Source organism: Thioclava sp. FR2 (assembly GCF_051200875.1).
Lineage (GTDB): Bacteria > Pseudomonadota > Alphaproteobacteria > Rhodobacterales > Rhodobacteraceae > Pseudotabrizicola.
In genome coordinates, this window is sequence record NZ_CP195191.1 from 285082 (window position 1) to 308510 (window position 23429).

A 23429-nucleotide genomic window follows, 5' to 3' on the forward strand; every position below is an offset into this window, starting at 1 on the left:
AGCTGGAATAATTTGATCAAATTCCTTGAATCTTGATCAAATTACTCGTATCGTGACCGCAATGACGGGGGCAATGCGCCCTGACGATTCCGGAAAGGGTACGCGATGAACAAGCCGATCACCAATCACATGCCGACCGCCGAGCTTCAGGCTTTGGACGCTGCCCATCACTTTCACCCTTTCACCGACAACAATGACCTTGGCAAAAAAGGCGCCCGGATCATAACCCGTGGGGAAGGTGTGTGGTTGACCGATAGCGAAGGGCAAAAAATCATCGACGGCATGGCCGGTCTTTGGTGCGTCAATATCGGTTATGGCCGCAAGGAAATGGGGCGCGTCGCTGCGCGTCAGATGGACGAGCTTGCCTATTACAACACCTTCTTCCAGACGACCCATGTTCCGGCCATCGCTTTGGCTGCTGAAATCGCCAAGCTGGCGCCCGATGGCATGAACCATGTTTTCTTTGCGGGGTCAGGGTCGGAAGCGAATGACACGAATATTCGTGTTGTCCGCCGTTACTGGCAGGTCAAAGGCCAGCCCGAGCGGAATGTGATCATCGCGCGCTGGAACGGCTACCATGGTTCGACGATGGGTGGCGGCAGCTTGGGTGGGATGAAACCGATCCATGCCCATGGTGGCAAGATCGAGGGGATCGAGCATATCGACCAGCCCTACTGGTGGGGGGAAGGCGGCGACATGAACGAGGCCGACTTCGGTTTGGCTCGGGCGCGCCAGTTGGAAGACAAGATCCTTGAAATTGGGGCCGACAAGGTTGCGGCCTTCATCGGCGAGCCGATCCAGGGCGCGGGTGGTGTGATTATTCCTCCGGCGACATACTGGCCGGAAATCCAGCGGATCTGTGACAAATACGGTATCCTGTTGATTGCTGACGAGGTGATCACAGGGTTTGGTCGCACCGGAAATTGGTTCGGCTCGACCACCTTCGGGATCAAGCCCGATATCATGACGATCGCAAAGGGCCTGTCCTCGGGCTATGCGCCGATTGGTGGGTCGATCCTGTCGGATGAGGTGGCTTCGGTTGTCTATGAGGGCGGCGAGCTGTTCCACGGCTACACTTATTCGGGGCATCCGGTGGCGGCGGCTGTGGCACTGGAAAACCTGCGGATCATGCAGGAAGAAAAGATCGTCGATCACGTTCGTGATGTTGCCCATCCGGCATTGAAGGAAGAATGGGACAAGCTGGTCGATCATCCGATGGTGGGTGAGGCGAAGCTGGTTGGTTTGATGGGGTCCATCGCGCTGACCCCGAACAAGGAAAAGCGGGCGAAGTTTGCCAGCGAAGAGGGCAAGGTTGGCTATCGTTGCCGCGAGCGCTGCTTTGCCAACAACCTGATCATGCGCCATGTGGGCGACCGGATGATCATCGCGCCGCCGCTGGTGATCACGCCGGAAGAGATCAAGGAAATGATGACCCGCGCCCGCAAGAGCCTTGATGAATGCTACAAGGGCCTGCTGGACGACGGCATGTTCGTTGCCAAAGAAGACTGACCACAAGAGCGTCCCCGTCGGGGACGCAAAAACGGCCCAATGAAATCAAGGGCTTGGTCGCGGGGATTAACCGTATTTTAACGTTCGGGCCACCTGAGAGGGTGGCCCGTTTGTTTTTTTCCGCCCGGAACAAGGCGCGCAGCGCCGCCGGGCCGCGCCCCGTCGCCGTCAGGGGCCTCCCTCCGGGAGGGCGCGTTTGCGAGGGGTGCGTTCAGAATTTCAGTGGGGGTGATTGAGCGATCAAGCGTGCCGAAAAACGTTGGATAGCGCCCGGCGAAGATCGGGCGTGGCTCTGCTTTAGCTCATTCGCTCTTTTGGGGCGGGAAGGCGTTCAGGACTTTGCGGAAAACTTGGGCGGTTTTGGTGGTGGAACTGTTTCGGCTGGTCCGGCGTTTTTGTTGATCAAAAGCCATTGGACCGTGGTCCCTTTTTTGCGCATTGCCTTGAGTTTGGGCAGCAAGGCACATACACCTGATGGAAAGAAGAACAAGGAACACGCCATGCGCATTCAAGACGATCTGGCCCATGCCATCGGGAACACGCCACTGATCAAGCTGAAGAAAGCCTCGGAGATGACCGGGTGCACCATTCTTGGCAAATGTGAGTTCCTGAACCCCGGCCAATCGGTCAAGGATCGCGCGGCCCTTTACATCATCAAGGATGCGGTGGCGAAGGGGCTGCTGAAGCCCGGTGGCACCATTGTTGAAGGCACGGCGGGCAACACCGGCATCGGTCTTGCGCTGGTCGGCGCGAGCATGGGGTTCAAGACGGTGATCGTCATTCCCGAGACGCAATCTCAGGAAAAGAAAGACATGCTGCGGCTGGCGGGGGCAGAGTTGGTTCAGGTTCCAGCCGCACCTTACAAGAACCCGAACAACTATGTGCGCTATTCGGGCCGTCTGGCCGAGGCGCTGGCCAAGACCGAGCCGAATGGCGCGATTTGGGCCAATCAGTTTGACAATGTGGCGAACCGTCAGGCCCATATCGAAACCACCGGCCCGGAAATCTGGGAACAGACCGGCGGCAAGGTAGATGGGTTCATTTGCGCCGTCGGCTCGGGCGGGACTTTGGCCGGTGTTGGCATGGCGCTTCAGCCCAAAGGGGTGAAGGTGGGGCTGGCAGATCCGGAAGGGGCGGCGCTGCATTCGTTCTACACCACTGGCGAATTCTCCTCGCCGGGATCGTCGATCACCGAAGGGATCGGGCAAGGTCGGATCACGGCAAACCTTGAGGGCTTTACCCCTGATTTCAGCTATCGCATCCCGGATGCAGAGGCGCTGCCCTTGGTCTTTGATATGCTGTCGGAAGAAGGCCTGTGCCTTGGCGGTTCGTCTGGGGTGAACATCGCGGGTGCGATCCGGATGGCGAAAGAGATGGGGCCGGGTCATACGATCGTGACGATCCTGTGCGATTACGGCAACCGCTATCAGTCGAAACTGTTCAACCCTGCGTTCCTGAAGGAAAAGGGGTTGCCCGTTCCGGCATGGCTGGACCGTGCGCCGCAGGCTTTGCCGACGGTGTTCGAAGACGCATGACAGGGATAAAGGCTTTGCGGGCGGCGGCGCTTGGGCTGGCCGCGATGGTCTTTGTCGGCTTGGCCGGGCAGGGGCTGGCGCAGGATGGCCCGGTTCAGGGGGTGGCCCCGCCCATCGTTGCGCCCGAGCAGCCGACAACCGGCAAAGTCACGCAGCTGACGACAGGGCAGGCGCCTGCCCCGGAAACGCCCGCGGGCGATCTGAACTACGACGAGTGGGAAACCGTGGCGGCGCGTGCCGAACGGGCGCTGGAGAACGCGCAGGCCTCGTCGGTGACGTTGGAACTGGTTCGGGCACAGGTGGTGGACTGGCGTGAAGCCTTCCTGCGGGCGCAAAACGCCAATGTCTCGCGCCTTGGGACGCTGCGCGATCAGATTTCGGCCTTGGGTCCGGCCCCTGCCGAGGGCGAGACCGAGGCCGATGAAATTGCCGCGCGGCGGGCCGAGTTGAATGCCCAACTGGCGACCTTGCAGGCCCCCGGCATTGCGGCCGAAGAGGCCTATCGCCGCGCCGATGGATTGATCCGCGAGATTGACCGGGTGCTTAGGGAACGGCAGGCAGATGAGCTTTTGAAGCTGCTGCCATCGCCCCTGAACCCGGCGAACTGGCCCGAAGCCTATTCTGCGCTGGTCGGGTCGACATCGGTTTTGATGCGCGAAGCTACGGTGCGCTGGTCGCTGCCAACCGCGCACAAGCAAATGGTCGACAACCTGCCACTGATTGTCTTGCTTTTGGCTTTGGCCTTGGGGCTGATCTGGCGTGGACGCACCTTGGTGGAAGCCGGGGTGACGCGGCTGGTTGGGCAATCGACGGCGCGGGGCTTGCGGGTTTCGGCCTTGGTTCTGTCTTTGGGGCAGATTTTGATACCCACCATCGGGGCGGTGGCGCTGACCGAGGCGCTGAAGCTTTCCGGCATGATCGGGATTGTCGGAACGGTGGTGGCGGACGTCTTGCCGGTTGCCGGCTTTACGATCTTTGCGCTGCACTGGCTGGGTGGACGGGTTTTCCCGAAGCGTGGCCTTTGGGCACCGCTGCCGCTGCCTGACGAGGCGCGGGCCGAGGGGCGGTTCCTGTCGACGATCTTTGGCATCCTGCTGGGGGTCGAGGTGCTGCGCGAGGCTGCGCTGAACAATCAGGCTTTGACGGATGCCGCGCGGTCGGTTCTGGATTTCCCCTTCCTTGTGGTGGCGGCTTTCGTGCTATGGCGCGTGGGGCGGTTGCTGCAGCAGGCGTCATCATCCGAGGCGGTGCCGGGAGAGGATGCAAGCAGCCGCAGTTTCCGGTCAGGGACATTGTCCTTGCTGGGGCGGCTTGCGATGGCAGTTGGGATCATCGGGCCATTGCTGGGCGCGATTGGCTATATCGCTGCGGCAGGCGCAATGATCTATCCGGCGGCATCGTCGCTTGGCCTGATCGGGATGCTGTTCATCTTCCAGACGCTGATCACCGACGTCTATGGGATGCTTGTGCGCAGCGAAGACGATGCAAAGGCCGCCTTGGTGCCGGTGCTGCTGGGATTTGTGCTGGTCATCGCCTCGATCCCCGTTTTTGCGCTGATCTGGGGGGCGCGGGTTTCCGATATCACCGAAGTCTGGACGCGGTTGCGCGAAGGTTTCCAGATCGGTGAAACGCGGATTTCGCCGACCGATTTTCTGGTTTTCGCTGTGGCCTTTGGCATTGGCCTTACCGCGACGCGACTGTTCCAGGGGGCGCTGAAGGGGACCATTCTGCCGCGCACCAAGATGGATCAAGGCGCGCAGAACGCCATCGTTTCGGGCATTGGCTATGTTGGTATTTTCCTTGCTGGCCTGATTGCGATCAACACGGCCGGTCTTGACCTTTCGGGCCTTGCCATCGTGGCTGGTGCGCTTTCGGTCGGCATCGGTTTTGGTCTGCAAAACATCGTGTCGAATTTCGTCTCGGGGATCATCCTTTTGATCGAGCGGCCAGTCAGCGCCGGAGACTGGATCGAGGTTGGCGGCGTGCAGGGGGTGGTGAAATCAATCTCGGTGCGTTCGACCCGGATTCAGACCTTTGATCGAACCGATGTGATCGTGCCGAACACCGATCTGGTGGCGGGGCGGGTGACAAACTGGACGCGGTTCAATCTGACCGGGCGTCTGATCGTGCCTGTGGGTGTGGCCTATGGCAGCGATACGCGCAAGGTCGAGCGGGTGCTGAGGGAGATCGCCGAGGCGCAGCCCTTGGCACTGCTGAACCCGGCGCCGATGGTCGCCTTTATGGGCTTTGGGGCCGACAGTCTGAACTTCGAAATCCGGGTGATCTTGCGGGATGTGAATTTCTCGCTGTCCGTGCGAAGCGAGATCAACCATCAAATTGCCCAAAAATTTGCCGAAGAAGGCATCGAAGTGCCATTCGCCCAGCGTGACATCACCCTGCGAAATGCACGCGAAATCGCACGCGCCTTCCGTGGTGAGGCCGAACCGGAAGAGGTGCCGCGCGAGGCCGAACCCGATGGACCGCGCGAGTTGCCCCGCGATTATCTTCCCGGCGAGGGGCTGACGCGGGCCGATACCGACGAGGACGCCGAAATCGCGGGTCGCGGTGACGATGATGATGGTGGCAGCTCGGAAGGGGGCTTTGGTAGCCTTGATGGGGGACGCAGATGAGCACGGAATTGCTGTTTCGTGAGGATGCCTATTTGGCCGAGGCTCACGCCGTCGTGGTGGGCCATACGCCAGAAGGCGGCATTCTGCTGGACCGGACCATTTTTTATCCGACGAGCGGCGGGCAGCCGGGCGATTCTGGTTGGGTCGAGTGGGAGAATGGCGCTCGGCTGAGCATTGCGACGGCAGTGAAAGTGGAAGGCGGGCAGGTGGCCTTGGTCCCGGCAGAACCGATGGCGATGCCTGCGGTTGGAACGATTGTCCATCAGCGTCTGGATTGGCCGCGCAGGCATCGGCATATGCGTGTTCATACCGCCCTGCATCTGTTGTCGGTGGTCATTCCGTTGCCGGTGACGGGCGGGCAAATCGGCACGGATCGCGGAAGGCTGGACTTTGACATGCCAGAGCCGCCCGCAGATATCGCGGCGCTGAACGACCGTTTGAACCGGTTGATCGAGCAAGACCTGCCAGTGACCGAGTTGTGGATCACCGACGAGGAACTGGAGGCAAATCCGGGTCTGGTAAAGACAATGTCCGTGCGTCCGCCGATGGGCCACGGGCGGGTGCGTCTGGTTCGGATTGGAACTGAGGGGCGGCAAGTTGACTTGCAGCCTTGTGGCGGCACGCATGTGGGGCGGACGGGGGAGATCGGCATGGTGGAAATCACCAAGATCGAAAAGAAGGGCCGTCAGAACCGGCGTGTTGTGCTGAGCCTTGTGGACGAGCGTAGCGCCTAGGGCGGCGGCTCTTTATCAGAGCGGGGCAATGGCCCCGTTTCAGATGTGGTCTGGCACCCGCCCAAGGGCTGTGCGGATCAATTCTGGCAAATCGCTGAGGTCATGACTGCCGCAGGAGCGGGCGCAGTCCAGGACAGCGCTGCAAGACTTTGGCAGTTTTTGCATGACGATGGCCGAAAACCGGTTGGTATCGGGCATTCGGCGGCGAGTGATGAAGGAAATGCCGTTGTAGTATTCCATCAGCCCGTCCAGCCCATATTCGAAATAGGTCATGTTCATCAGGTCGGTATAGGGCGTGCGCGAGACCAGAGCGAAGCCATCGAATTGCTGGATCAGAAGCCCATCATAGCGTGAACTGCGGGCAAATCGCTTGCCACCTGCCCGGATGGGTTGGTCATGCAGGTCATAGCCCTTCCAATGCTTGTCCTTGCCTGCCGTGGTGATGAGGGCAAGCCCCAGATAGGCGCGTTTGGGCCGACGAAAGGATTTGCGCCAATATTTGTAGAACCCGTCTGGCAAGAGGTAATGGTCAAACGGACGCTGCGAATGTTGCAGCCAGAGGTTTTCAGACCTCTCGGCTTCTTCGGCGGTTTTTTTGGGGGGGGCGAGCGGTTCCAGCAGGATATTCGCATCGACCCGGAAATAGCGGCAGATGCGATGCAGGACGTCAGGCCGAGGAAACGCCGTTCCGGCGAGATAGCGGTTGAACTGGGTGCGATTGACGCCGATTTGTCGGCAGGCCTCGCTGATCGTCGTATCGTTTTCCAAAAGCCGATGAAGATTTCGGGCCAAGATCATGCGCAATTCAGCCGGATTGCTTTGTGCCATGACGCCACCTGTTCCTTCCGTCGTCCTGATGACGCTCTTTAGCATCAATTCCAGACCGAAGCTGACGCGCTTTGGCGACAGCATGATACAGAACACTGTCTATTGTCCATAGGCTGGGGAATCTTCTGTCAAACGCATGCAAGTTCGCACCGGATGGAACTACCGTGACATTGGGGGCAGAGCTGCATGATGTTGGTCCCCGATTCTATGTCCGTGACCAAGGGCCGGGTGTGCCACCCAGTTTCGTGCCTTCGTTGTTCGAACCGTTTACACGGGCCGATAATTCTGACACGCGTGAGAAAAACGGGACTGGGCTGGGCCTCAGTATTGCCCGCGAGATAGTCGAGCGAATGAGCGGTAATATCGGCTACCGCCGCACAGATGATAACTTGACTGAATTCTGGATCACCCTGAACGACATTAAAGCACTGGAAGCGCCTAAGGCCTCCCTGCGTCTTGTCAAATAGGTCTGCCTAAGTCGCTGAAGAAACGGCCTTAGAATCGTCTCTTTTTGGGCATCAATTCGTCTCCAACCGCATATAGCTTCGTATCACATACCAATTGCCGCAACGTAATTTGGCGCGGAAAGGATGGCGGCAATGAAGCTATTAAGTGTACGAAAGTTGACCAACACTGCTGTGTTCGGGATTGTGGCCATTCAGTTGGTCGCCATGATTGATTTCAAACATCAGCTTCAGTTCCTCAACTTGGTCACCCCCCTTTTGCCAGTTATTTCGGTTCTTGGGTTGGCCATCCTCTGGACCTGCGCGCGGAAACTGTCGAAAAATGAGCATTTGATGCACGCCAAGAACCTCCAACTGAAGCAGGAATCTCTGGCACTCAATGCACACGCACTGGTGCTACTGACCGACAGCAACGGCACCATGACGCATGTGAATGACAACTTTCTCGAAAGGACCGGCTACACCTTGGAGGAAGTCCTGGGACAGCAGGTCGACATGCTCTATTTCCGCGATGATCTCGACTTGTGCCAGCACCTTAGAGCTACAGTCTACGGCGGTGGTTCGTGGCAGGGCGAAACTCGCATTCGCTGCAAAAAGGGGGCCGAACTTTGGACGCGTCTGACAATTTTGCCTGGCTATGATCAGCGAGGTAAGCCGTGTGGTGCTATTTCCGTGCGCACCGATATAACCGAGGTCAAGCAGATGCGTATAGGTCAGGAAGTCTTTCGGGCCCTTAACGGCCTAGTCGACGAGGTATTTATTTTTGACTTCGAAACGATGCAATTGAAGTACGCCAATACTGCCGCCGCTGCGACACATCATCTGAATCAGCAGAAATCCTATAATGCTGATATCAGGACGATACATCCTATCTATGGTTCGGATAAGTTCTTGGCTGCCATTAATGAGCTTCGTGAAAGCCCTAGGGTCAGGACTCATTCTCGCGTCATAGCCAGAACATGACTGTAGCTGCGAGTGCGACGGCGGAGAGGAATACCTTCGGGCATCTGTCGTAGCGTGTTGCGACCCGCCGCCAGTCCTTCAGGCGCCCAAACATGATCTCGATCCGGTTGCGGCGTTTGTAGCGGCGCTTGTCATGCCTGACGGGCTTGCCGCGAGACTTCCGGCCCGGAATGCAGGGCTTTATCCCTTTGTCTTTCAATGCTTCTCTGAACCAGTCGGCGTCATAACCCCGGTCGGCCAGCAACCACTCCGCCTTTGGCAAGCTGCCCAGCAGTGCCGCCGCGCCGGTGTAATCGCTGACCTGGCCTGCGGTCATGAAGAACCGGATCGGACGGCCATCGGCATCGGTGACGGCGTGCAATTTGGTGTTCATGCCGCCCTTGGTTCGGCCGATCAGACGGCCCCTTTGGTCGCTAGGTCCCCCTTTTTCGACCGCAGGCTGGTCGCCGTGCGGTGCGCCTTGAGGTAGGTCGCGTCGATCATCACCGTCTTCGGAACGGCGGCTTCGGCAGCCAGACCGTCCATCATCCGGGTGAACACCCCCTTGTCGCTCCACCGCTTCCAACGGTTGTAAAGGGTCTTTGGCGGACCATACTCCTTGGGTGCATCACACCAACGCAAGCCATTGCGATTGATGAAGATTATACCGCTCAAAACCCGCCGGTCATCGACCCGTGGCTTACCATGGCTCTTCGGGAAGAATGGCCGCAGGCGCGCCATCTGCGCCTCTGTCAGCCAGAAAAGGTTGCTCATTGCTCAGTCTCCTTGCGGAGGCTGAATCACGCCCCGAGCAGAGGATCAATGGGTCCTGACCCTAGTCTTTCAAAAAGCGTCGTTTAAGCAATTAACTCTGTAAAGAGAAAACACAGTTGAAAGGTGAGCCAGCATCAAAATCGCTGATGATGGCCCTTTCGAAGATGGTCCGATGAAAATTGCCAGTGGCCTTGGGGCCCTGCTGCGCGAAACATACCCTTGATGTTGATTTTGAAGGCCATGTTTTTCGTTTCTTTCACAGCAGAAAATCCCCTGCCGTCACGGATGGTCTGCCGGTAAGTTCGATGACCCAGTCGGCAACTCCGTCGCCGTTTTGGTCACCAATCAATAGACCGCCGCCAGCAAAGTAGAAGAAGCTGGCCGTTCCGCCGCCAATAAGGCCGGCGTTGCCATTGAAGGTTTGACCCAGCGCTGTCAGGTCAATCCGGTCTACGCCACTTGTGAAGTCGGTGATCACATCGCGGCTCGCGCCAACGCCAATATGGGCCGCCGAGAGGAAGACAAAGCTGTCTGCTCCAGGGCTGCCGGTCATCACATCGCGCCCAAGTCCTGCAGTGATCGTGTCATCGCCAGTGCCGCCGAAAATCCGGTTTGCACCGGTGCCGGCTGTGATCTGGTCGTTCCCGCCTCCACCGCCGATGAAATCATCGCCTTCGCCAGCAAAGATCGTGTCATTGCCATCGGCGCCAAGAACCGTGTCGTTGCCCGCGCCACCGCCAACGAAATCGCCGCCGGCCGATGTGCGGATCTCGTCATTGCCGTCATTGCCGAGCAATACGTTGCGACCGCCCCCACCAAAGATCGTGTCCGACCCCGAGCCGCCCTGCACCGTGTCATTGCCAAGGCCCGCGAAGATGATGTTTGACCCGGCCGAGCCGAAAATCTGGTCGTTCCCCGCACCACCGGCGAGGTTATCATTCCCAAAGCCGCCAAATATCGTGTCATTGCCGCCCGCGCCGCGCACCGTGTCGTTACCATCGCCGCCACCGACGAAATCGCCCGCAGCCGAGGTAAAGATCTGGTCATCACCCGCGTCACCCAACAGCCGGTTCCGCCCAGCAGAGCCGTTCAGAAGGTCATTGCCGTCGCCGCCATTGATTGTGTCATTCCCAAGCCCGGCAAAGATCGTGTCGTTGCCCGCGCCGCCGTCAACGCTGTCATTACCGGCCCCACCGCCAATGAAATCCTCGTCCAACCCGCCGTCGATGCTGTCGTCCCCAAAATCGCCAAGAAGACTGTCCGCGCCAGAACCGCCAAAAATAGCGTCATTGCCGCCTTCACCGTTGAGGCTGTCATTGCCAGCCCCGCCAACCAGAATGTCGTTTAGCAGGCCTGCCAGTATCGTGTCATTTCCATCGCCTCCGTCGAGGCTGTCGATACCGATATTGCCCAGAAGACTATCGTTCCCCGCCCCGCCAAAGATCGTGTTGTTTCCTTCGGACCCGTCAAGCGTGTCGCTTCCTTCGCCACCGAACAGAATGTCATCACCTGCTCCGCCACGAACGGAGTCATCTCCCAATCCACCTTCGACGCTGTTGTTGCCCTCTCCAGTCAGGATCAGGTCGTCGCCATCTCCACCAAACAGGGTATCATCGTCATTGCCCGAAAACAGCGTGTCATTGCCTGCGCCGCCTTCCAATGTATCAGAACCTGCGCCGCCAAGGATGCTGTCGTTCCCATCCCCGCCAAGCAGGCTGTCGTTGCCAGAAAATCCGTCAATGCTGTCATCGCCCGCACCGCCGTCAACGCTGTCGTCACCGAGACGCGCAAGAATCGTGTCATTGCCACCAAGTCCCAAGATTCTATCGTTTGAGGCAACCTCGTTATTGGTGCCGAGATCGGTATTCACGACCTCAATCAAGTTGTTTAGATCGTTTCCGGTAAAGAACGTAAATGGATCAAAGCCATCTCCCAAATATCGAAGGTTTTCCAGGTTCGCGATTGTTTCAATCGAAAACTCTCTGCTGCGGATGTTAAGCGTATCGATGCCTTCATCAGCAAGTTCGACAATCGTGCCGGAGATGATCAGCGAATATTGATCGTCACCAGCACCGCCAACCAATGTGTCATTGGACCTCCCTGATAGCGTGTCATTGCCTTCACCGCCCTCGATCAGCAGATCGCCGTCGAAACTGTTCGTGGAAATTAAATCATCGCCAAGACCGCCAAAAATCTGGTCTGATCCGTCTCTGGACGAAATGGTGTCGTTGCCGTCTCCCCCGAAAATCGTATCATTTCCAGCGCCGCCTGTAATCGCATCATCGCCGGCACCGCCTTCTATCGTGTGAGTTTCGGTACTCAGACCGCCAGAGGCGGAGATGGTGTCATTGCCATCCCCGCCGAAGAGCCGACCTCCACCGGCTCCTCCTCGGATCGAGTCATTTCCCGAGCCTCCTTGTATATCGTCAAACCCATCGCCGCCTTCGAGCGTGTCATTTCCGTCGCCCCCCTCAATTCTGTCGCTTCCGGCACCGCCGAACACAGAGTCGCTCTGGGAGCCACCGCGTAGGGTGTCGTTTCCTTCGCCGCCAAAGATTTGGGCCGAGCCAGAAAAGCTTCCTTGAATTGAGTCATTGCCGTCATCGCCGGCCAAGAGATCGGTGTTTCCTGCAAGTGCGCCACCGCGAATGGTGTCGTTCCCAAGGCCGCCGCTGATCGTTGAGGCATCGAAACTTCCGGTCAAACGATCATGACCGTCGCCACCAAACAATGTGTCGCGGCCAACCAAACCGGATATGGTGTCGTCGCCAATTCCCCCGTCTAGGGAGTCGTCGCCTTCACCACCATTCAGACTGTCGTTGCCACTTCCCCCGAAAAGGGTGTCATTTCCGTTTCCCCCCGATAGGTCGTCATCTCCATCTTCTCCTTCGAGAAGGTCATTGCCCGCTACTGAGAAGAAGCCGTCGCCAAGCAGTGTGTCATTCCCGATGCCGCCGCGCAGGGTGTCATTGCCCAGATCACCAATTAGGGAGTCGTCCCCTTCATCACCGGAAAGGACATCGTTTCCGCTTTGGCCCCGGATGGTGTCATTCCCCAGACCACCGAAAAGGCTGTCATCGCCAGTTGTATCTCTCTGGAAAAGACGCTCGCCATCGATGCTGTCGTTGCCGTCGCCGCCAAAGATCGTGTCGTTACCGTCGTCACCGGCAAGACTGTCATCGTCACCACGGCCATCGATGCTGTCATTGCCGTCTCCGCCAAAGATGGAGTCGCGCCCCGGCAGGGTCACCGGTCCGCTGGAGGTGTTGACTATGACAATTGAGTTGCCAGTGATCGTGTCATCCCCTTCGAGCCCAAAGGTTTCACGGGTCCGGCTGCTGAACAGGCGGTCGCTTCCGGCTGTCATGAGGTCGAGCAAGGGGGGGGTGGCAGGGAAGGCCAGCCGCGCCAGTTGCCCGCGCAACAGATAGTCACCGGGAAGGATTGGTGGATCGTTGATGAAGGTGGACTGGAATTCATCCGCGGCCCGCACCTCGATGAAATAGATGCCGCTGATCGGGGCAACAAAGGTGACATCGGCGTTCAGGGTTCCGCCATTGGCATTGTCATTGCTGATGACAATCGCCAGATCCGGTCCCCTTACCACCAGACGCGGATCGCCAAGCCCAGTGCGACCAGCCTCCGCAGGACTCGACTCAAGGGTGAAATGATAAGTCTCGCCAACAGTCAGGAAGACCTCATAGACATCCACGTCCATCGAAGTGCCGATCAGGTTTCCCTGAAAGAAGTTCTGAAAGGTGTGAAGTGTGCCGCGAATGGCAATCCCATCAGTGCCGAAACTCAGATCAGTAGCAGTGCTGTCCGTGACCTGCCCAACATCATTGCTGAAATCGCTCATTTGCATGACTCCTGATCGGCACCGGGATGCGGGGCATAGCCACGGTGCCGGATAAATGACTTTCGTATTAACGATTACGTTCTTCTGTCTGTGGCTAAAAAGATAGACAGGAATTCATGACTGCGCATTCATTGGTGATGGAAGGTGGGGCAGGGGATCACAGCAAGAAATCCTCTGCCGCCAAGTTTGGCCTGTCTGTCAATTCGATGACCCAATCGGCACTGCCGTCGCCATTCTGGTCGCCGATCAACAGCCCGCCGCTGGCGAAGTAATAAAAGCTCGCGGTGCCGCTGCCGATTAACCCAGAGGTGCCGTTGAAAGTTTGGTTCAGGGCGGACAGGTCGATCCGGTCTTGGCCACTGGTGAAATCGGTGATGCGGTCGCGGCCCAAACCGATCCCGATATGTGTGCTGGAATCAAAGACGAAGCTATCGGCCCCCGGTCCGCCCGACATCACATCACGGTTTACGCCTGCTGTGATCGTGTCGTCGCCTAACCCTCCAAAAATGCGGTTTGTCCCAGCGCCTGCAAATATATGGTCATTGCCACTTCCGCCGCCGATGAAATCGTCACCTATTCCTGCGTAGATTGTGTCGTCGCCCGCGGACCCTCGAATTGTATCGTTGCCCGCGCCGCCTGCCGCGAAATCCCCGTCGGCACTCGTATAGATTTCGTCATTTCCATCATTGCCGAAAAGTTGGTTTGTTCCACCGCCGCCAATAATTGTGTCATTGCCAGAACCTCCGACAACGGTGTCGTTTCCAAGCCCTGCAAAAATGATGTTCGCGCCCGACGATCCAAAGATCTGATCATTCCCGCCGCCACCGGCGAGGTTGTCATTACCTAGGCCACCGTAGATTGTATCGTTACCAGCGGCTCCTCGGATTGTGTCGTTGCCGGCACCTCCGCCTACAAAGTCTCCGCCACTTCCGGTGTAAATCTGGTCATTACCATCTTCGCCCAGCAACCAATTTCGGCCTTCACCGCCAATCAGGCTGTCGTCTCCAACCCCGCCAGAAAGGCTGTCTGATCCACTTGCGCCTCGGATCAAATCGTCCCCTGCGTCGCCGTTAAGGACAAAGTTGAAGACGTCCAGTATGTTGCTGGAAGCAGGGTAATTTTCCTCCTGATTTGGCTGGTCGGGCAGAACATTGGCGATGTCTATCCCAACAACATACAAGAGAGACGCAATCACCGAGTTCGAATTTTGCTGGAAGGCGCGGTACAGGATTGCAGCAGCGTCGATTGCGCGCGCTTGCTGCTCCATCAAGGCCCAGACCATTAATGGGTCGCGACCACCCAAGTCTAATACGAGGCTGCCATGCAGTGCCCGGTCTTGAGGTGGACGCGCATCGCTGCTGTCTTCCATCGGGACAGAGATTTCACACAGAATGCGCCCCGAACCTTGCTCGGTCTCTGCCCCTGCGCGAAGAACAAGTTCGGAACCGTCGCTCAACACAAGAACAAGGTAGAGGTGATCAAATCCAGTGTCGGACCCGCCGAGGAACACTGGTCGGCCTTCAATTCGAATTTCTGGCTCGGGCATCCTGCTTGCTCCTCCTTTGCATCGACATGCTGAGAAATCTTGTGTCCGAGATCAAGCTTTTCGGTTGAGCCCCAAACCTAGGGGACGGTTGTGTCAAAATCATCTTTTGTGAAAATCGTTGATGGCGTTGACGAAATCGCTTTTTGCCTTTGGTCTTGTCAGCCATCCAAGGGCCGTTCGTGGCGAAACGGATATCAAAACTCTGCGGCCGTTGGTGTTTCAATTCGCTGAATATCGTTCCCGACACCGATGGCGGCCAACCAGCAAGAGCACGGGATTGTAGCTAGACGCTTCCTCGCAAAATGAAGAAATTCCTGATCGAACGTCGTCCAAGATTCCTGAAAGAGCCACCAAGTTCACGAATTCTGGATGTTTCTAGAAAAAGCCCCAGCTTTGCCGGGGCTTTCATGGGCTCAGTTCAAAGCAGGAAATCGCCTGCATTGATGGTTGGGGCGCCGCTTAGTTCCAGCACCCAGTCTGCGGTGCCGTCGCCGTTCTGGTCGCCGATCAGCAGGCCGCTGGCGGCGACATAGTAAAAGCTCGCCGTGCCAGCGCCGATCAGGCCTGCCGTGCCGTTGAAGGTCTGGCCCAGGCCGCGCAGGTCGATGTCATCGACGCCGCTGGTGAAATCGGTGATCACGTCGCGCCCTGCGCCAATGCCGATATGCGCGGCCGAGTTGAAGACAAAGACATCTGCCCCCGGCCCGCCCGTCATCACATCGCGGCCCGTTCCTGCAACCATCGTGTCATTGCCGGTGCCGCCGTAAATCCGGTTCACCCCGGCCCCGGCCACGATCAGGTCATTGCCTGCGCCACCGCCGATGAAGTCATTGCCAAGGCCCGCATAGATCGTATCATTGCCGGTCGAGCCATAGACCGAGTCATTGCCCGACCCGCCCGCCGCAAGATCGCCCGCGGCGCTGGTATAGATCACGTCATTGCCATCGTTGCCGAAAAGCCGGTTGCGCCCGGCGGATCCGTAAATCGTATCCGCCCCGGTGCCGCCCTGAACCGTGTCATTGCCCAGACCGGCATAGATGATGTTCGAGCCGGCCGAGCCATAGATCAGGTCATTGCCCGCGCCGCCGCCGATGTTGTCATTGCCGGTGCCGGCATAGATCGTGTCATTGCCGCCCGCGCCCCGCACCGTGTCATTGCCATCGCCGCCGCCAACAAAATCGCCCGCGGCAGAGGTGAAGATCTGGTCATTCCCGCCATCGCCAAGCAGACGGTTTGTGCCACCAGCACCGTAAATCGAGTCATTGCCGTCACCGCCGTTGACTGTATCAACGCCAAAGCCTGCAAAGACAGTGTCGTTTCCGGTTCCGCCATTCAAAAGATCATTGCCCGCACCGCCTCCGATATAGTCGTTTCCGTCGCCACCGAAGACTGTGTCGTTGCCGTTATTGGAAAGGATAGTGTTTGCGACGGAGTTGCCAGTGATCGAGTCATTTCCCGAACCCGCTAGCACGCGTTCGATTGCCGTGCCCAGAGCAATCGCCAATGTGCCAATATCTCCATACACGTCCGAATACGTTCCTGCGCGCATGTCGATCCGCTGGTTTTGCGTGTCTGACTGGAAATCCAGTGTGTCGAAACCACCCGTATCGACGATCGTTATGGCAACCGTGTTGTCCTCATCTCCATCCGTGTTGAAAACGGAAAACTGCGCGTACAGGCTGCCTGCGTTTGAGTTTTCTCCATAGGTCGTGTTGCCGGTACGAATGCCGACACTGCCGTACATCTGTTGCATCGCCAAAATGTCAGCGATCATCGGGGTGAGCAGATATGCGCGGGTATCGTTAATATATGTGTTATCTTGCTGATCGAAATACGACATGATCGTCAGCTGCCAGCTGTCGTTCAATGCATTGTTATCAATGCCATAGGTCGCGTTTCCGTTGTAATTCCCTGCATGTCCCAAGCCGATCGCGTGACCGATTTCGTGGACATAGGTTTGGAATGTGTAGCTGTTCAGGGTCGTCCCCGAGAAGTCGAGCCATGCTTGGTCGACATTGACGATCGAGTCGAGAATAAAGCCGCCGCCCGTATTGCTATCTGAAAACGCACCTGACTCGTGCATTTGAAAGTTGATCATGGCCGCGCCAGCAATCTGGACAAAGACAATTCCCGTTGTCTGCGTCCAAGCATCCATCGCTGCAATGGCCAAGGCTTGCATCGTCTCCGTCAAAGCGCCTAGATTGAAAGTGATCGTTCCGCCAGCAGCGATATCGAAATGCCGCGCGGACAGCCCGTTGAACTGCCAGTATCCGTTGATAAGTTGGTCCGCCATTTCCGCTGGCGTCCATACAGTTCGGGTTTCTACAAATTGTTCGGCGGACAACACATAGGAACCGATGAGTCCTGTGCCTCCATTCTGGTTCTCATATTGTGCTGCCTCAAGGTAATAAGTTCCACTCGTCGTGGCATTGAATGAAATGCGCGAGTCTAAGTTTCCAGCCCCATCATCGTTGAAGGCAACCATGGTGCCGGTGCTGTCATAGAGGCGCAGATAGGCATCGACTGCTCCCAAACCGTCAAGCGTGAAGGTATAACTTTGGCCTGCAACAAGTTCGATGCGGATCCAGTCGATATCGTTTCCGTTCGAGTAGTTGCCGTTGAAGGTGTCGCCAGCCCCCATGACATAGACCGTCGATGCGTTTGCGGCAGCGTCTGCGCCTTCGCTCAAGATAGCATATGTGTTTGCCAGCCCCTGATAGTCACACGTGGTTGGGTCGGGGCGCAGCGACGCGCAGATCTGGCACATGAATTTACCTCATCAAACTTCTGTCATGGTGTGCTGCCCTTGGTCATTGACGGAAAACGATCCAACAGATGACCTGCAAGGCGATTGATTGTTGCTTCACTGAACTCGGTTGGGCCGCCGTCAGTTCGGCTCAACGTGATCGGCTCTCCACTAGCTTCCTTGTTGCCTACGCTAAGCCTTAGATATACCTCAAGAACATATGTTCTGGCCTGCAGGACAATTACGGAAAGTCGTGCGCCGGGAATGGTCAAAGCACTGGCCAATGGTTCCCGATCAGACACACCGATCTTCAGTGACTCGCACAACTGTCGTACGCTTTTCGGTGCAGACGCCGATACCTCAGAACGAACCACTCCCGAACCATCAAGAAAAATAAAACAGTCAGCCGCTCGGGGCCCTGCAAGAGCGGCATTGGCACACATCAAAAATAGCCCCACGGCAAGTCCAGGAAAACGCATGGTCAAATTCTGTCGCGGATTAGCGATCCGGAGTCAAAACAACTTAGTTAAAGACAAACTAAAAATTTCGCCAAAAGTCTTTGAAGGTTAGCAGAACAACAAGCCGCATCATAGTCGTTCAGGATAGTATTTTCGACCAACCGGCCAAGTGGCAAGCATCGCCAAACGGTGAAGTTTCGCGTTTTGAGGCGATCTCCAGCTTTCTGCTGGCGTGATCCGCACCTTTTCTTTGCGTTCGGATAGCACAGCTTCGTTCGCAGGCGGAAACAGATGTTGATTTTCCCAAGACAGGTTCACGGTGTCCGGCCCTGTGAAGAACGCCTTTGTGTCCTCATTCCTGCATAAAGCAACCAGTTCAGAGACTTTGTCGCGTGGCTGTTTTGCAAAGTCTTCATATTTCAGTTCTGCGAAACGGCCGGGCAGGGCGGCTGCCCATGACCCCAATCGGATTTGACGGTTGCGCCAGATCCTCATGTTCTTCCACAAAAGAAGGAGCCGGGGTGATTTCTTGTACCAGCTGCATGCCACGGCCCGAGGATCACGCAAGAGATTTACCACATAAAAGTCAACTTCATCCAGCATCGAGAAGGCCAGAGCCATTTCGGGCGTTTTGGAACTGTCGACGAAGCAGCTGGCGCCAGTCTTCTGCTGAAGCCCAACGAGCAGATTGCGAAGCAAGGCCAGATAGTGCGCATGTCTCGCAGCCAGTTTCTGCCGTGCAGCTTTGTCAGACCAGTCAGTGACTGCGGCAGCATCATTGAAAAACGCGTTTCCAGCGACGTGGGCCGCCCGAGGGGTGGCGAAAGCTGAACTTGAAAGTAAATCTGAGACAAGCGTTCCATAAACGGTACACTGCTTCAGGCCATTCCCGCAGGAACATGGCGCATCATCGCCCCAGGCACTCCACAAATGACGAGCCTGACCTAAGTTGAATGTCCCATGGGTCTGTGAAAGCAACAGGCCCAGTAGCGTGCTGCCAGATCGGCCTGAACCGGAAATTGCTATGACCTTTACTTGCACTGACACTCGGCACTCCCTCGCGCTAGCCTAGGTGTATGTCAGGGACAACATCTAGGACAAGGCAGAACTACACCCATTCACCTGCCCAAAGATTGACTTGGCCCGCCTGCAGGAATACCCACGGATGCGCCTGCTTTTGCGGTGTTTCAAAGTCTAGAAAGGGCAGACATGACCACAGATCGCGCCCCGATTTTTCTGATCTGTTCCGAGCGTTCAGGGTCCAATCTGATCAGTGCCATGATGGGCGCACACCCACTGGTTTATGCGCATCCTCCCTACCATTTGGGGCGGGATCTTTTGCTGAATCTCTCGCGGTGCATGGCTTCTGGGCCAAAAGGCACTGCTTGGGAGGCCTTGATTGCGCACGCGGTCGACAAGGTCGCGTCTTACCGTTCGCCAGAAGAAGCAGCAAAACTTAAAGTATGGCTTTCCTCGCAGGAGACCATTGATCCGGCAGCAATAGCGCGCTTTATATGGCAACAAATGCCCGAGGGTGCTGAAGGCAAGCACGTTTTCGTCAAAGAAAACAACATTCACCATCTGATCGCATTTCTTGTAACGGCATTTCCGGATGCAAAATTCGTCTATCAAGTCCGCGACCCTCGTGATTTTCTGGCCTCGGCCAAAGCGCGCCGAAAGCAGTGGATGGGCAACAAGTTTGGCTCGCTTCGGCGGGCCCTGACTGTCTGGCGCGAAGATCAGGAAGGTGGTCTTACGGCGCTTGCACTCTTGGGGCCTGAGCGCGTTTGTTTGTTGCGCTATGAAGACCTTGTGGCTGACGCAAGGACGCAACTCGAACGTATTTGCCGCTTCGTCGGGCTCGATTTCGACCCTTCTATGCTAAGCTTCCATGAGGGCGCAGAGGCCAAGAAGGTTGCCTCCACGACGGGCGCGCGTGAGAACGTGGCAAAGCCACTTATGACGTCTAATTTCCGCAAGTATCGCGCCCAGCTTTCGCGGGGCGAAATTCGCATCACTGAGGCATGGCTTGGCGATATCATGATGCAGCTTGGCTATCCGTGCGATTTTTCTAGGAAAGAAGGCAGACCGTCGATTTGGCTATCGTTGCGCCCGCAAATTTCTGAATTTTGGGAGCGGCTGTCGAATGGCGAAGTCTACCCATTCTATAAGCATGGTCACAGAAAGCTGACGAGAGCCTTGGATTCAGAGATTGTCCCCATGCTTCCGCCGATACCGGACAAAAGTGACAGGTCGAAATGACGGCAGTAGCGGCTTTTCTTCAGACAGCAATTGCGCAGCCTGATCTGCCTGCCCTTGAAATTGCAGGCGAAACTTGGACCTATGCCGAGCTTGCAGCCGCCGCTTGGTCTATTGCGCAGCGCCTGCCTTTGGCCCAGCCCGGACAGCCCCAGCCCGTTACGGCATTGATGGCGCAGCGTACGGCGTCATCTTACGTCGCAATCTTGGCGACCCAGATGCGCGGTCACGCCTATGTGCCAATTAACGTAAAGCAACCAACTCAACGCAATGCTATCATCCTGGGTGTCTCCGGCGCTCAACGGGTGATTGTTGGCGATCTCACTTCGGATCGGTTCAATTCAATCCGTTTGGCGGCACCCGATGTTGTTAAGTCCGTCGAGGTGATTTCTTGCGGTGAAAACCTGGCCGATTTCGACGGTAAGTATCTAGAACAAACGCCTGCCGATCTTGCAAACGATTGGAAGGAACGGGTTGCCTATATCCTCTTCACCTCGGGAAGCACAGGAACGCCGAAAGGTGTTTTGGTCCCATCCAGCAGCCTTTCGGCTTATTTGTCCGCAACCCAATCTCTGCTGCCGGTGGAAGTTGGATCACGCTTTTCGCAAACCTTTGATCTAACCTTTGATCTTTCGGTCCACGACCTTTTTGTAAGCTTATCGCGCAAAGCAACTTTAGTGGTGCCGTCGGAAGAGGATCTGCGCCAACCGGGACGGTTTATTCAGAACAAAGCGATCACACATTGGTTCTCCGTTCCTGCCTTGGCTTTCCAGATGCGGTTGCAAGGGGCTTTGGAAGCCGGAGCCTTCCAAAGCCTGAAGTCATCGCTGTTCTGCGGCGAGATCCTTCCTGCGCCGTTGGCCTTGGATTGGGCGAATGCTGCACCCAACAGTGTTGTGGAAAATTGGTACGGCCCGACCGAAGCGACCATCGCATGTTCTCAATATCGGGTTGATCCCGCGATGATGCCAGAGGGGGAGGCGGTTATACCAATTGGGCAGCCTTTTCCTGGAATGGAAATGCGTGTTCTCGCCGAAGACCTTTCAGAACTTCCCAAAGGGGAAATCGGAGAGCTCTACCTTTTGGGCAACCAATTAGCCTTTGGCTATTTGAACGATCCAGAGCGCACTGCTGCGGCTTTTGTCACGCTTCCTGATGGCAGCCGGGCCTATAAGTCAGGCGATCGTGCCCAGGTGGGGAAAGATGGAGCTTTGCGCTGTTTGGGGCGTTCGGACGGGCAAATCAAACTACGGGGCTATCGGATCGAACTGGGCGAAGTCGAGGCGGCGCTACGCGATGCTAGTGGTGGAAGAAATGCGCTAGCTTTCGCATGGCCTCCGAATGACACCGAAGTCCGGGCCTTGGTCGCCGCTGTCGAAACTGAAGACGACTTCGATCTTGCAGAGTGCCGCCGTAAGGTCGAAACCGTCCTGCCTGCCTATATGGTTCCCACTGCGCTTCATGCGGTTCAACAGTTTCCGCGCAACAGCAGCGGGAAAGCTGACAGGAAGGCCGTTTTGGCGATCATTGCCGCCCGGAATGACATGAACGATAGAAGCGAACCGCTTGGCGCGGGGGCAGAGCGGCTGATGGCGGCGATCATGGAGGCCGCCCCTGCACTGGATCGTCGACTGGTCAGGACCGCTCCGTCACTCTTTGATGCGGGCATGGACTCGTTGGCCTTTGTTGCACTGACCATGGAGCTTGAACGAAGTTTTGGCCGAACGATTGACCAAGATGATGTTGTGCGTTTGTCGGCACTCTCATTCGATCAATTGGTCGCAGAACTTGCACCGGAAACTTCGGTTAGGCGGGCAGGGCGCGCTGCTGGTTTGCGAAAGGTCTGGACAAGGCTGCGCCGTGGCTTTCTCAAACGTTTTGACCCCGGGTTTAACCCGCGCGCAAACCGGGCCCTGCAATTCATCGAACGGTTTCCAACGGCCCTGCGAACGGGCGCTCCGCCCGTTGTCGCGGTGGGGTCATCAGGGGTGTTCAGAGGCTTTGACCCATCTGAATTTGCTTCGGTTGCCGCGGCACAGGGTCCGAAGATCAGGGCATTGAATATTGGACTACCTGCGATTGACATTTCGGGGCTAGCAAGCATCGCGGAATTTATCGGGGAAGAATGCACAAAGGCCGAGATTAGGCTGCCTTTGGCGATTTGGGAATTTGACCCGATGCATGTCAGCGTCTCGCCGCCGTCGGGTGACATGGCGTTTGATCGAAGATTTTTCTCTGGCAAGCTCAGGTCCAGATCCTCGGCAAGTTTGCCGCCTGAATTCGACTGGTCTCCGGAAAGCGGCGGAAGTTGGCAATCTGAGACAGTGGCGTTGGAACCTGCACGACGGCCAAATTGGCAGCGTGAGAGAGATCGGCTTATTGCTCGGGCTTATTCTGGCGGTCTGTCGTTTGATCCGCTGCGTTTGGCTGATTGGCGGCGCGGGCTCTTTGCATTGCAGAAAGTTGCGGATCGGGTTGTGGTTTTCATTCATCCTGCCGACCAGACCATGCTGTCTGAAGTTCCTGCAAAAGAGCATGGCGCGATCTTGGTCGATACGCTGGCTGACATCGCGCAAATGCAGGGGGTAGAGGTTTTGCCGTGGCAGGGTTTTGCATTGGACCCCGAAGATTTCACCGACATCAATCATGTCAACTCAATCCTTGGACGACCAAAGCTGACCCGGCAAATGGCGCGGATGATCTGGAGCCGAAATCGGGCAGTCTAGCGCTTTTAATTGTCGCCCCTATGCCCTGAAAATGTCAGGCGTCAGGCTGGATTGCTGTGACATTACGCAAACGAAGCTTTGAGGTCCGTGCACGGCGAGTCAGATCCTGACCAAGTCCAGAGGACGGATCAATCAGGATCACCGAGGCATCGAGGCGCGTTTCCAGCGCGGCACAGTCATCTGCTGAGAGGGACTCTGCACCCGTCGTTACGACTACTGGCAACTGGCAAGGGCTTAGGCCGGGCAGCGGCGGCGCAATAATAAAGGTAAGATCGCGACCAGCGGACCAGTCTTCTATTGTTGCCATTCGTTTCAGGATTTCAGGATGTAATGCCATGATGGCAGATTAACTTTCCATAAGTGGTAATGGTTCCCCATCGCAACCAACATGGCGGCGACCCGATTCCACTAGGCATGAA

The 23429-nt window shown here is 56.9% G+C and carries 16 protein-coding genes; 8 read left to right on the top strand and 8 right to left on the bottom strand.

Annotated features, from left to right (window positions below; translation table 11 throughout):
• Nucleotides 1–105 precede the first annotated feature (105 nt).
• From ACSBLW_RS01330 to ACSBLW_RS01345, 4 genes are all read left to right on the top strand, one after another.
• Nucleotides 106–1509 (top strand): aspartate aminotransferase family protein, encoded by a 1404-nt coding sequence (locus ACSBLW_RS01330; RefSeq protein WP_435258450.1) that lies wholly within the window; start codon nucleotides 106–108, stop codon nucleotides 1507–1509.
• Between the two features lie 500 nt (nucleotides 1510–2009).
• The gene (locus ACSBLW_RS01335; RefSeq protein WP_435258451.1) at nucleotides 2010–3044 is read left to right on the top strand and encodes a cysteine synthase A; all 1035 of its coding nucleotides are present in this window, start codon (nucleotides 2010–2012) and stop codon (nucleotides 3042–3044) included.
• Entirely contained in the window at nucleotides 3041–5674 is a 2634-nt protein-coding gene (locus tag ACSBLW_RS01340; RefSeq protein WP_435258452.1) for a DUF3772 domain-containing protein, read from the top strand. The genes ACSBLW_RS01335 and ACSBLW_RS01340 overlap by 4 nt, the downstream gene beginning before the upstream one ends.
• The gene (locus tag ACSBLW_RS01345) at nucleotides 5671–6408 is read left to right on the top strand and encodes an alanyl-tRNA editing protein (protein WP_435258453.1); all 738 of its coding nucleotides are present in this window, start codon (nucleotides 5671–5673) and stop codon (nucleotides 6406–6408) included. The genes ACSBLW_RS01340 and ACSBLW_RS01345 overlap by 4 nt, the downstream gene beginning before the upstream one ends.
• Nucleotides 6409–6447: 39 nt before the next feature.
• Here the strand turns inward: ACSBLW_RS01345 and ACSBLW_RS01350 are convergent, their stop codons facing one another.
• Nucleotides 6448–7332 carry a helix-turn-helix domain-containing protein gene (locus ACSBLW_RS01350; RefSeq protein ID WP_435258454.1) on the bottom strand — a complete coding sequence of 295 codons (885 nt, stop codon included), beginning with the start codon at nucleotides 7330–7332 and terminating at the stop codon, nucleotides 6448–6450.
• A gap of 17 nt (nucleotides 7333–7349) precedes the next feature.
• On the opposite strand from ACSBLW_RS01350, the gene ACSBLW_RS01355 reads away from it, so the two are divergent.
• Together ACSBLW_RS01355 and ACSBLW_RS01360 are read left to right on the top strand one after the other, a co-directional pair.
• Nucleotides 7350–7703 carry a sensor histidine kinase gene (locus tag ACSBLW_RS01355; protein WP_435260008.1) on the top strand — a complete coding sequence of 118 codons (354 nt, stop codon included), beginning with the start codon at nucleotides 7350–7352 and terminating at the stop codon, nucleotides 7701–7703.
• 123 nt (nucleotides 7704–7826) lie between these two features.
• Complete coding sequence (locus tag ACSBLW_RS01360; RefSeq protein WP_435258455.1) at nucleotides 7827–8663, top strand: PAS domain-containing protein; 837 nt, start codon at nucleotides 7827–7829, stop codon at nucleotides 8661–8663.
• On the opposite strand, the gene ACSBLW_RS01365 is transcribed toward ACSBLW_RS01360, so the two are convergent.
• From ACSBLW_RS01365 to ACSBLW_RS01390, 6 genes are all read right to left on the bottom strand, one after another.
• Nucleotides 8647–9416 (bottom strand): IS5 family transposase gene (locus tag ACSBLW_RS01365; RefSeq protein WP_435258456.1). Its coding sequence is split into 2 segments (ribosomal slippage): nucleotides 8647–9098 and nucleotides 9098–9416, totalling 771 coding nucleotides; the frame shifts between segments, so codons are not numbered across the junction. The two genes, ACSBLW_RS01360 and ACSBLW_RS01365, sit on opposite strands and share 17 nt — an antisense overlap.
• Nucleotides 9417–9672: 256 nt before the next feature.
• The gene (locus ACSBLW_RS01370) at nucleotides 9673–13275 is read right to left on the bottom strand and encodes a calcium-binding protein (RefSeq protein ID WP_435258457.1); all 3603 of its coding nucleotides are present in this window, start codon (nucleotides 13273–13275) and stop codon (nucleotides 9673–9675) included.
• A gap of 157 nt (nucleotides 13276–13432) precedes the next feature.
• Nucleotides 13433–14821: a calcium-binding protein gene (locus ACSBLW_RS01375; RefSeq protein WP_435258458.1), complete on the bottom strand. Its 1389-nt coding sequence runs from the start codon at nucleotides 14819–14821 to the stop codon at nucleotides 13433–13435.
• A 418-nt stretch (nucleotides 14822–15239) separates the two neighbouring features.
• A complete protein-coding gene (locus ACSBLW_RS01380; RefSeq protein ID WP_435258459.1) occupies nucleotides 15240–17510 on the bottom strand; it encodes a M10 family metallopeptidase C-terminal domain-containing protein in 2271 nt (756 codons plus the stop codon).
• A gap of 101 nt (nucleotides 17511–17611) precedes the next feature.
• Nucleotides 17612–18046 (bottom strand): hypothetical protein, encoded by a 435-nt coding sequence (locus ACSBLW_RS01385; RefSeq protein WP_435258460.1) that lies wholly within the window; start codon nucleotides 18044–18046, stop codon nucleotides 17612–17614.
• Nucleotides 18047–18154: 108 nt separating this feature from the next.
• Entirely contained in the window at nucleotides 18155–19072 is a 918-nt protein-coding gene (locus ACSBLW_RS01390; protein WP_435258461.1) for a sulfotransferase, read from the bottom strand.
• Between the two features lie 162 nt (nucleotides 19073–19234).
• On the opposite strand from ACSBLW_RS01390, the gene ACSBLW_RS01395 reads away from it, so the two are divergent.
• Both ACSBLW_RS01395 and ACSBLW_RS01400 read left to right on the top strand, forming a co-directional pair.
• Nucleotides 19235–20287 carry a sulfotransferase family protein gene (locus ACSBLW_RS01395; protein ID WP_435258462.1) on the top strand — a complete coding sequence of 351 codons (1053 nt, stop codon included), beginning with the start codon at nucleotides 19235–19237 and terminating at the stop codon, nucleotides 20285–20287.
• Nucleotides 20284–23010, top strand: coding sequence for a non-ribosomal peptide synthetase (locus ACSBLW_RS01400; RefSeq protein ID WP_435258463.1), 2727 nt, complete (start codon nucleotides 20284–20286; stop codon nucleotides 23008–23010). The genes ACSBLW_RS01395 and ACSBLW_RS01400 overlap by 4 nt, the downstream gene beginning before the upstream one ends.
• A gap of 34 nt (nucleotides 23011–23044) precedes the next feature.
• Here the strand turns inward: ACSBLW_RS01400 and ACSBLW_RS01405 are convergent, their stop codons facing one another.
• Complete coding sequence (locus tag ACSBLW_RS01405; protein ID WP_435258464.1) at nucleotides 23045–23347, bottom strand: hypothetical protein; 303 nt, start codon at nucleotides 23345–23347, stop codon at nucleotides 23045–23047.
• Nucleotides 23348–23429: the final 82 nt, after the last annotated feature.

What these genes read in the sequence shown, in the direction of transcription:
- ACSBLW_RS01345 (WP_435258453.1), top strand. Translation starts at nt 5,671, where the DNA reads ATGAGCACGGAATTGCTGTTTCGTGAGGATGCCTATTTGGCCGAGGCT.
- ACSBLW_RS01375 (WP_435258458.1), bottom strand. Translation starts at nt 14,821, where the DNA reads ATGCCCGAGCCAGAAATTCGAATTGAAGGCCGACCAGTGTTCCTCGGC.
- ACSBLW_RS01395 (WP_435258462.1), top strand. Translation starts at nt 19,235, where the DNA reads ATGACCACAGATCGCGCCCCGATTTTTCTGATCTGTTCCGAGCGTTCA.
- ACSBLW_RS01370 (WP_435258457.1), bottom strand. Translation starts at nt 13,275, where the DNA reads ATGAGCGATTTCAGCAATGATGTTGGGCAGGTCACGGACAGCACTGCT.
- ACSBLW_RS01385 (WP_435258460.1), bottom strand. Translation starts at nt 18,046, where the DNA reads ATGCGTTTTCCTGGACTTGCCGTGGGGCTATTTTTGATGTGTGCCAAT.
- ACSBLW_RS01400 (WP_435258463.1), top strand. Translation starts at nt 20,284, where the DNA reads ATGACGGCAGTAGCGGCTTTTCTTCAGACAGCAATTGCGCAGCCTGAT.
- ACSBLW_RS01405 (WP_435258464.1), bottom strand. Translation starts at nt 23,347, where the DNA reads ATGGCATTACATCCTGAAATCCTGAAACGAATGGCAACAATAGAAGAC.
- ACSBLW_RS01340 (WP_435258452.1), top strand. Translation starts at nt 3,041, where the DNA reads ATGACAGGGATAAAGGCTTTGCGGGCGGCGGCGCTTGGGCTGGCCGCG.
- ACSBLW_RS01335 (WP_435258451.1), top strand. Translation starts at nt 2,010, where the DNA reads ATGCGCATTCAAGACGATCTGGCCCATGCCATCGGGAACACGCCACTG.
- ACSBLW_RS01360 (WP_435258455.1), top strand. Translation starts at nt 7,827, where the DNA reads ATGGCGGCAATGAAGCTATTAAGTGTACGAAAGTTGACCAACACTGCT.
- ACSBLW_RS01330 (WP_435258450.1), top strand. Translation starts at nt 106, where the DNA reads ATGAACAAGCCGATCACCAATCACATGCCGACCGCCGAGCTTCAGGCT.